This window comes from Levilactobacillus koreensis JCM 16448 (genome assembly GCF_001435525.1).
Classification (GTDB): domain Bacteria; phylum Bacillota; class Bacilli; order Lactobacillales; family Lactobacillaceae; genus Levilactobacillus; species Levilactobacillus koreensis.
This window is the reverse complement of record NZ_AZDP01000102.1, coordinates 101,935-110,767: the sequence shown is the minus strand read 5'-3', so window position 1 is coordinate 110,767 and position 8,833 is coordinate 101,935. Positions and strand designations below refer to the sequence as shown.

Genomic DNA, 8,833 nt, shown 5'->3' with positions numbered 1-8,833 from the left:
CGCTTTGAAGCCACGAAGATCGCGTGTCTCCAAAGTCGCCCGTGCTGTAAGCTGGCACTTCAGAAGCGCCAGCTAACACCACCTCCACGGCTGGCTGCATCCCTGTCCTCCTCCGGCTCTGACTGTGCCTTACCACGACAACAGTCGGAAAACTTGGAACTTTCAAACTTTAGATGACAATCAAAAAGCGCCGATATGGTCTGAAAAAATCAGATCATATCGGCGCTTTTGTTTGGATGATTTTTGGGTAATCTGGTGATTATTGATAGTCGTCGGACTGAACTAGTGCGCCTGTTCTCGTAGCCCGTCCAGAAAGCCCATAAATAGGCTATCTACCTGCGGGACGAGCAACAGAGTCAGTGTGAGAATGGCGAGAGCAATCACCCACCGAGACAGGGACGGACGTTGGTGAAGCTGGTTCCAGTAGACTAAGCCAAGTAGACCAAGGACGCCAATCAGGATAAGCGATTGCGTGGCATTGACGAAGGTGGTTAGACTAATTCCCAGGCTGAGGGAGATCATGGCGCCGACAATGGCCAGACCCCAACTACTCAGTAGGATCAAGGTGAGTGGTCCATCGACCGGACGCTCCAGTCGATTCATCATATGCGTGTCTTCGCGAATCAAGTCGTCGATGGTCAATTGAAAGAGCTGACTGAGGGTGACGACGTTGGCAAAGCTGGGGAGGGCGGTGCCACGTTCCCATTTTGAAATTGATTGACGCGAGATATTTAGACGATCGGCCAACTCCTGCTGTGACCAGTGTTGACGTTCCCGTTGTATTTTGATCTGTTCCCCGATTTCCATAAATCCAGCCTCCAATTAACAGTTGCCTCAATCCTAGCAAACTTAGGCGACGGCTGCACGAACCGTTTAGTTGCGCGGATGGGAAGTTGAGTATAACCCGGGTTAAGCGGCTGAAATTTTTCGGTCAAAAAAGGGCCACGACAAGTATCGCAACCCTAGCTTTCTACTTAAAATTATATTGTGGCAACATGCGCTAGCTAACCATAGCCCAGCGTATATTTTCTAAGCGACCTGAAGCTCCAAAATCCAGTTGTCCGGTTGCTTATTCTGGTTGATGGTGGCCGGGTCGGCGACGAGGTCTTCGTTCACCTTAACCACGGTACCGGCGTAAGGCGTCTTGAAATTTTCAACGGCTTTGTCGCTTTCAACTTCCAGAATATCGTCGCCGGCAGCGAGAACGTCGTCGGTCATGATGGGGAGGTCAGCAAAACTGATGTCGCCGATCTGTTCTAGGGCATCGCTGGAGAGCCCCATGCGGTAATGCCCTTGAGCACGCATCTGTAACCAGACCCCATCCTTTACGGTGATTGCCGGTGTTGCGGGCTGACTGTCGTGGTGGAACCAACTTAAAAGGCGTTGCCAAAATGATTGTGGGTGTTCGGTCATGATAAATTCCTCCCTAGTGTCGTTAACAGCCAGTCCATTTGGCGACTAGCCATAGTGTTTACCCTTTAGTATACCCTTTGCTTGCAACCGCTGACAATAAGACGCTTGTTGCCTGCTTCACGAATCGGCGTTAGTTGTTGCCGGTCGGTGTCTATGCTAAAATGTAAGCACTTAATCGGGGGAGAACGAAGGGAGAATTCAGCATGTTTTTAATTGATACGAATCGTCAAGGTAAGGTCGTCACGGATGCCATTGTGAACCAGTCGATCGACAACTACTTGGTCAACGACCTGAAGCTTCCGGGCCACGGGTTAATGATGTATGTGAATCAGCCGGCCGTCATTGTCGGAATCAACCAGAGCGTGACGGCCGAGGTGGATTTTCACTATCTCGCCAAGCATGATGTTCAGTTGGTTCGACGGACGTCCGGGGGTGGTGCCGTTTACCATGATGAGCGGAATCTGATCTTTGAGCACATCGTAAATGGCGATCCGCAAGACGGGTCTAAATTTGGCGACTATACCGTTTTTGCCGAACCAATTCTCCGGGCACTAGCGGCGATGGGTGTGGATTCACCAGGCATCAGCAATAAGAGTGCCCTGGTGGTCGATGGCAAGAAGTTTTCCGGGATGACCATGTTTAAAAATGGTGACGGCTACGCTGCTGGCGGAACAATCATGTACGATTTAAACGTCGACGCTGCCCACCAAGCGTTGCTGCCAGCCGGTGATCGCCCCCATCGAGGAGTCGCCTCGAACCGGGTGCCCATCACGAATCTCCGGCAGTATCTCGCCCCCGAATATCAGAATTTAGACATCCAGGAATTCAAGGAGGCCTTGCTCTGCCACATCTTTGAGGTCGACCGCCTTGATCAGATTGAGACGTATCACTTGTCCGAGCACGACTGGTCGGTCATTGACCAGCGACTCAGTGAAAAGTACCGGACCGATGAATGGAATTATGGTGCCAATCCGGGCTTCCGGGAGTATCGGGCGGTGCTACTGCCAACGGGACAACTCCATTTGAACTTTACGGTTCACGCGGATAAGTTTAAGACTGTTGCATTGTTTGGCACTGTCGCAACGCCGGAACGGTTGCACGCGGTTGCCGAAAAATTGACCGGTATTGACGCCACGCCAGCCGCGGTGACGGCCGTGCTGAGCCAACCTGATGTGCTGGATATCTTAGGTAACGCTGCCGTTAATCCCATTGTCACGGCATTGACAGCGGAGGCGCCACATGAAGGCTAAGTATGATGTGAACCAATACATTGGCGTGCCGGTGGCGGCCAAAGCGTCCGGCCAGTATGAGATCAAGCGAGAGCCGGATGGTGATTTTAAGCTTCATTCCTGGCGTACGGGTCGCCACAGCAAGGGCAAGTACAAGGGCCTCGGTCAGATCTTCTTGACGGAGAACAGCCTAAAAGTAGCCGTCGTTGCCGCTTATCCGGTGGCCTACAAGGACCGGCATGATTTCACGCCGATGCAACGCTTGACCAGTGAGTTTGTGGGCGAGGAGCTCGTACAGACTGCCGTTAAGAAGTTACCGTAATGGATGACAAATTTAATGGGTCTGGGACTTTGTCCCAGACCCATTTTTGCGCTCCAAACGTATATGGTCGAAACGTGCGACAAAAGGCAGTCAACTCCGCTTAACCCCGATAGACAAACAATCCAAAACCGGGATTATTCGTCTATCGATGTTAATGCTCATTGACTAACCGCCTTTCGTCCCACTCTTATTTTGCGCTCCGGACGAATATAGTTGAAACGTGGGAGAAAAGGCATTAACCGCCTTTTCTGATAGTTATTTAACGAAGTAAGCTTCTTTAAAGTTTGACTGCGTTCCCACGGTGTTGTACTGCACGCCGTTGAGCTTGGGATTGATTAGGTAGGTGCTGGCGGGCTGTAGGAGCGGTGTGACGCCCTGTTGTGTCATGAGCACACCATCGGCCTTCAACAAGGTTTGCCAGCGGTGACTGTTGAATGAGGGGGCATTGCTGGCCTCGGCAATCAGTTCGTCGTAGGTTGGATTCGACCAGTGTCCCAGGTTAGCGGTGCTTGAACTGGTATACAGCGCCAGCATGGCTAGTGGGTCGGCGTATTGTGCCCGCTGAGTGAGAATGGTCAGGTCAGCCTCAAGCGGGCCGGTCTGTTCGTCGATCACCCAACTGCGGTGCTTAAGGGTAATGGTTAAGCCAGGAAGGGTCGTTTCAAGCTGCTGCTGTAACTTCTTAGCGAGTTTTTCGCTATTGATGGCATTCAGATAGCTCACGGACAGCGTGACGTGTTTAGTCCCCATTGCCTTCAGCGCCGATTGCCATTCCTTTTTGGCGAGTTGAGGTTGATAGGTCAGTGTTTTCTGGTTAGGTTGGGCTGCCGCGAAATCAGCGGTCCCTCGTTGCCCACGGCTGAGCCCTGCTGGAACGATTCCCTGTGCTGGTAATGAGGTGTTCCCATAGGAGGCCTGGGCCAGTTTTTCACGGTCGACAGCATGGGAGATAGCGAGGCGGGCGGCCTTTTGCTGGAGTAACTGGTTGATTATCACTTTCGGCCCATTTTGACGGTAGGCGAGCAAGACCATTTTAGAGTAAGGCCGGGCAGTGTAAGCGGCCTGTTTTTCGTAGGATTTCATATTAGACTGCGACCAGAGCCGAACTTCGTCTAGCTTGCCACTTTGATAGGCGTGCCAGGACTTTTTAGGACTACGGTAAACGTTGACGTTGATGCGACTGAGGTAGACGTGGTCGCGGTCCCAGTAGTGGGGATTGGGGACCATGTGCCAGTGAGTCTTGGTGTTGCCAGTCGTTGCGACCATAAACGGACCCGCGTAAACCTGATATTGTGGCTGGGTTCCGTAGCGCTTGCCAAATTTTCTGGCGATGCGTTCATTTTGTGGGCCGAATAACGGATAAGTCAATCGTTGCGGGAGTTCCGCCATGGGATGGTCGAGACGGACGACTAATTTAAATTTGCTGGGGGCGCTCACCCCAAGTTGTGTGGCCGGCAGCCGACCATCGAGAATCTTGCGGGCGTTGTGAATGCCGACAAAAAGATCAGCATCCGGTGCCTTGGTCTGTGGGGCGAGGGCCCGTTGCCAGGAGTAAACGAAATCCTTGGCGGTGATGAGGTCACCGTTGCTCCAGTAGGAATCCTTCCAGAGCGTAAACGTATAGGTCGTGCGCGCCTGGTTGAGCGTGACCTTCTTGGCAAGGGCGAGTTCAGTTTGACCATCACCGGTCGCTGAAAAGAGACCCTCAATTGTATTGTTGAGCCGACCAAACTGGCTCATCTTGTCGGTATCTAGGGTGGTGAGGGGATGTGACGTGGACAGGTTAAGTACCTGATTTTTCGTCATAACCCCTTTGCTATCGCTAGGCGACACCGTTTCTTGGACCACGGTGCACCCAGTCAGCCCGATACATAGTAGCAGGCCTATTAAAAATGTTCCCCAGTGCTTCAATTTATTCACTCCGTTAGTTGTCATTCTTTCCTGATGATAGGGGAGCAAACGGGTCTCGTCAAGCTTTAGTTCGTGTAAAACGGTCGCACACCGACTGCCAGGGATTCTGTCTGCTGTGTCGAGCCGGAAGCCTGTCCTTTTGGTTGGAGGCGTTCTTCATAGCAGGCGGACAATTCACTACAATCCGCTCCGATACTTGTTCCAACCCCTAAATTTAGCTAGAATAGGAACAATTAGCGATGCGAAGGGACGGAAGACGATTATGGAACACTGGTCAGCAACTACGATTCAAGCGTTTCGCCAGACTCTTTTGGCGTGGTATGACCGCGAAGGACGTGACTTGCCCTGGCGGCGAGATCAAGACCCGTATCACGTGTGGGTCAGTGAGGTCATGTTACAACAGACGCAGGTTAACACGGTGATCCCGTACTACCAAAATTTTATGGCCACTTTTCCAACGGTCGATGATCTGGCCGCGGCTGATCAGGAGACGTTGTTGAAGGCCTGGCAGGGATTGGGCTACTACTCGCGGGCCCGTAATTTGCAGCGGGCGGCTCAGCAGGTGGTTCAGGATTATCATGGCAAGTGGCCGGAAACGGCGGCCGGATTAGCCGATTTGACTGGCATTGGGCCTTACACCTCTTGTGCCATTGCCAGTATTGCCTTTGGTGAGGTCGTTCCGGCAGTCGACGGCAATGCCTTTCGCGTCTTTAGTCGACTGTTGATGATTGAAGACGACATTGCCAAGCCACAGACGCGGCAATTATTTAAGCGAATTATCCAACCCATCGTTGATCCTGACCGACCGGGTGCGTTCAATCAGGCCATCATGGACTTAGGGTCGAGCTACATGACCAGCAAGAATCCGGATACGGCGCATTCACCAGTCAAAGATTTTGACGCGTCATTTAAGGCCGACCGGGTGCTCGATTTTCCGGTAAAGACGAAGAAACCGCGGCCCAAATTAATGCCGTACTACGCGATTATCGTCCAGTCACCGGCGGGATATTTGCTCACACAACGGACGACTCAGGAAATGTTGTCGGGGTACTGGACCTTTCCACTAGTCACGCAGGCTGACCTACAAGCGGAAGATGCAACTGAGCCAGCCGGTCTGGATGCCGATATTGCCACCTTAGAGCACCGCTGGGCCACCGAATACCAGGTGCCGGTGAAGTTGTCCCCGGTGGGCGGCCAACCGGTTAGCCACACGTATACCCACCAACGCTGGCAGATCAAATTGTTAACGGCAACGTTAGTGGAAACGCCACCGCTGACTTTTTACCCAGGTAAATGGGTGTTGGCTGAACAAATTGCGGACTTACCCTTGCCCAAGGTGCAGGAAAAAATCATGGCACGCTACGAAAAACAGGGCCATCCAGATGTGTTTGGGGTGAATTAGTTTCCGTGGCCTCCAAATTGCAGTATTATCTAATTAATTAAGACAAACCGGTTTGATGAGGGAGTGACGAATCGTGCAAACAGTTTTTGATGTTTTGAAGTTTATTTCGGTCAATCACCAAGAAGTCGAGAGCCATCAGGTTGTGGTGACGGATCCAGTTGGGAAGCCCAACGGCCTATTAACAGATTTACTCCATGATTTAATTAATAATGCACTATTGTTTGTGACGTTGAAAGATATCAGTTCAGCAACTGAACTAATAGAACATTTACGCACTCACACGCCGTTACCAGCGGATGTGTTGGCGGAATACGCGAAAATTCTGACGGAAGACTGTTACGGCTTAAACTTTGCGCCACAAAAGGGTCAAATTGAATTGATCGTACACCGTTAAATTGAGGAGGGATGGTCGTGGATGGGTCGGATTTAGTCGAGACAGCACCCGGAGCCAATACGGCGCCACCGTTGCTATTATTGCAAGGGACGGGCGGCACGAATGAAGAAATGTTGACGTTTGGTCGCCGGCTAGCCCCACAAAGTCCGCTGATCACGATTGCTGGCCGCATTGGCGTTGGCGCCCAACGGCAGTATTTCCAACAGACGGCCAGCCAAACGGCGAATCCCGAGCAAATTTCACAGGAAGCGGCTTGGTTGGGCATGACGGTCGAACAAGTCTGTCAGCAGCATCGGTGGTCAAGTGACGATTTAATTGTGGTTGGTTATTCGAATGGGGCCGCGATGGCTGCTTATGGCGTGCAAATGGGATTGCTTCCAGGACAAGCGGCAATTTTATTTCATCCACTCCGAGTGGCCACGCCAATGGCCGTTGATCGACCCGGTTATCGGGTCTGGTTATCGGCCGGTCAGCACGACCCATTGGTGCAGGTAGCAACGGTCCAACAAGTGGCGGCAGACTGCGAACGAGCGGGGATGACGACTACGGTAGAAGTGACCGGTGGGACCCACCAATTGACCCCGCAGGAAGTCATGGCTGCTCACAACTGGTTAGCAGAAAATTATTGACTGATATTTAAAAACTCATAGACTTTTTGGTACTTTCCATTTGCTATTATCGGAAATACCTGTTATCCTATGGTTAATGTATTTATGGTTCGGAAGTTTTAAAGGCTCGACGTTCTTTAAGAATGGCTCCTTTTTACCCCAGCTTTCAAATGCAAATATATTGCGCTATGCGCACGGAGGTTTCATTCTTATGGAACAAGGTACTGTTAAATGGTTCAACGCTGATAAAGGTTACGGCTTCATCACTTTGGAAAACGGCTCAGACGTTTTCGTTCACTTCTCTGCTATCAACAGTGAAGGCTTCAAGACTCTTGAAGAAGGCCAACACGTATCCCTTGATGTAGAACAAGGCGACCGTGGCCCACAAGCTGCTAACGTTTCGGTTGTTGACTAATTTATTAGCCTAAATCGAGTTTAAAAAACCATCGACGGTGTGTCGGTGGTTTTTTTGTGCCTCTAAATAAAAAAAGCGTTCGGTCGCATCCGAGCGCTGAGATAGAGATAGACTAGCTTAACCGACGATCAGAATCGTTGTGGAATTTGTCGCGATTGGCGAGATGCTTGCTCTTTTGACGAAAAGCAGCCCGGTTGTTCAGGTACAATTGGCCCAGTGCGGCAATCACAATAATGAATAAAATAGCAATAACAGCATGCATAGAAATTCCCCCCATCAACTTTAGGTTACAGTTATATTATCTTAATGTTACAGGAATATTGCAAGCCTTCTGCCTGAAAAAATTGATTTCTTCAGAGTATCGTAACATTTGGTGGTTGATAGGTTGATGCGCTAAAGGGTGAAAGTGCTTAAATATTAGACTTGATTGCTGAGCGGCAGTATTGGTGTTGAAGTTAGGCAACTGAACGTCATTTGGCGAGGATAAGTGCTGAATTGTTGATCAGAATTATTTGTTCTTGGTCGAGGAACTTTCCTGTTGCTTGGAAGATACTTTCTTCGCTGATTCTTGTTTTTCCTGGTGTTTTTTCTGGATTTTCCGGACCTGATCAGAGACTTGATTGGTGGGACTGACGGTCGCCTTGCCAGAAAGATTAGAGATCGGGTAGGCAATAAAGAGGACAACGGCTGCGATGATTAGGTATTTGATATTTTGTTTTCGTTCGCCCAGAGCCTGCGTAATTTGAAAAAAATAGTAGATCAACGTAATTGCTGCGAAGAAAACGACGACTTCGGCGCCAATATGAATGTAAGTCATGCGGAACACCCCCTGTGGTTTAGCCCAACTCTAGCTGAAAGTAGGGGTGTGCGTCAACTAACCACTCCCACAATATCTGGAATTGACACGGCGCATTGGCTTCTCTATAATTAAGAGGTTGTTGGTTATCAGACCACATTAGGTCGCAATAGCTCAGCTGGATAGAGCAACGGTCTTCTAAACCGTAGGTCGAGGGTTCGAATCTCTCTTGCGACATCAATTGAATTGGGTAAACGTGCAAGCGCTAGGGTGAAGAATCCTAGCCTTTTTATTCGGCAAACTAAAGGTTGAAAGATGAAATACCTGTCTCGCCCCAGTATTA

At 50.4% G+C, this 8,833-nt stretch carries 11 protein-coding genes and 1 tRNA gene; 7 read left to right on the top strand and 5 right to left on the bottom strand.

All coding sequences use genetic code 11. The annotated features are described in order from the left end of the window. Positions 1-282 precede the first annotated feature (282 nt). Together FC99_RS09205 and FC99_RS09200 are read right to left on the bottom strand one after the other, a co-directional pair. Positions 283-807 carry a helix-turn-helix transcriptional regulator gene (locus tag FC99_RS09205; protein WP_053083553.1) on the bottom strand — a complete coding sequence of 175 codons (525 nt, stop codon included), beginning with the start codon at positions 805-807 and terminating at the stop codon, positions 283-285. A 222-nt stretch (positions 808-1,029) separates the two neighbouring features. Continuing rightward, positions 1,030-1,413 carry a glycine cleavage system H family protein gene (locus FC99_RS09200; protein ID WP_048734874.1) on the bottom strand — a complete coding sequence of 128 codons (384 nt, stop codon included), beginning with the start codon at positions 1,411-1,413 and terminating at the stop codon, positions 1,030-1,032. A gap of 203 nt (positions 1,414-1,616) precedes the next feature. On the opposite strand from FC99_RS09200, the gene FC99_RS09195 reads away from it, so the two are divergent. Together FC99_RS09195 and FC99_RS09190 are read left to right on the top strand one after the other, a co-directional pair. Further along, positions 1,617-2,663: a lipoate--protein ligase gene (locus tag FC99_RS09195; RefSeq protein ID WP_048734876.1), complete on the top strand. Its 1,047-nt coding sequence runs from the start codon at positions 1,617-1,619 to the stop codon at positions 2,661-2,663. Further along, the gene (locus FC99_RS09190; protein ID WP_048734878.1) at positions 2,653-2,964 is read left to right on the top strand and encodes a DUF7671 family protein; all 312 of its coding nucleotides are present in this window, start codon (positions 2,653-2,655) and stop codon (positions 2,962-2,964) included. The genes FC99_RS09195 and FC99_RS09190 overlap by 11 nt, the downstream gene beginning before the upstream one ends. A gap of 255 nt (positions 2,965-3,219) precedes the next feature. On the opposite strand, the gene FC99_RS09185 is transcribed toward FC99_RS09190, so the two are convergent. Continuing rightward, positions 3,220-4,899 carry a peptide ABC transporter substrate-binding protein gene (locus FC99_RS09185; protein WP_082153243.1) on the bottom strand — a complete coding sequence of 560 codons (1,680 nt, stop codon included), beginning with the start codon at positions 4,897-4,899 and terminating at the stop codon, positions 3,220-3,222. 238 nt (positions 4,900-5,137) lie between these two features. On the opposite strand from FC99_RS09185, the gene mutY reads away from it, so the two are divergent. The 4 genes from mutY (at position 5,138) to FC99_RS09165 (ending at position 7,694) form a co-directional block, all read left to right on the top strand. Continuing rightward, positions 5,138-6,277 carry an A/G-specific adenine glycosylase gene (mutY, locus tag FC99_RS09180; protein WP_048734881.1) on the top strand — a complete coding sequence of 380 codons (1,140 nt, stop codon included), beginning with the start codon at positions 5,138-5,140 and terminating at the stop codon, positions 6,275-6,277. A 73-nt stretch (positions 6,278-6,350) separates the two neighbouring features. Then, positions 6,351-6,671 (top strand): hypothetical protein, encoded by a 321-nt coding sequence (locus FC99_RS09175; RefSeq protein ID WP_048734883.1) that lies wholly within the window; start codon positions 6,351-6,353, stop codon positions 6,669-6,671. A gap of 17 nt (positions 6,672-6,688) precedes the next feature. Beyond that, complete coding sequence (locus tag FC99_RS09170; protein WP_235805903.1) at positions 6,689-7,300, top strand: alpha/beta hydrolase; 612 nt, start codon at positions 6,689-6,691, stop codon at positions 7,298-7,300. A 190-nt stretch (positions 7,301-7,490) separates the two neighbouring features. Beyond that, on the top strand, positions 7,491-7,694 hold the full coding sequence (locus tag FC99_RS09165) for a cold-shock protein (RefSeq protein ID WP_011668621.1): 204 nt from the start codon (positions 7,491-7,493) through the stop codon (positions 7,692-7,694). Positions 7,695-7,806: 112 nt separating this feature from the next. Here the strand turns inward: FC99_RS09165 and FC99_RS14000 are convergent, their stop codons facing one another. Both FC99_RS14000 and FC99_RS09160 read right to left on the bottom strand, forming a co-directional pair. Beyond that, positions 7,807-7,956: a hypothetical protein gene (locus FC99_RS14000; RefSeq protein ID WP_164480529.1), complete on the bottom strand. Its 150-nt coding sequence runs from the start codon at positions 7,954-7,956 to the stop codon at positions 7,807-7,809. A gap of 246 nt (positions 7,957-8,202) precedes the next feature. Beyond that, the gene (locus FC99_RS09160; RefSeq protein WP_048734891.1) at positions 8,203-8,511 is read right to left on the bottom strand and encodes a hypothetical protein; all 309 of its coding nucleotides are present in this window, start codon (positions 8,509-8,511) and stop codon (positions 8,203-8,205) included. A gap of 142 nt (positions 8,512-8,653) precedes the next feature. Here FC99_RS09160 and FC99_RS09155 point away from each other — a divergent pair. After that, positions 8,654-8,727 (top strand) — tRNA-Arg (locus FC99_RS09155). Positions 8,728-8,833 lie beyond the last annotated feature (106 nt).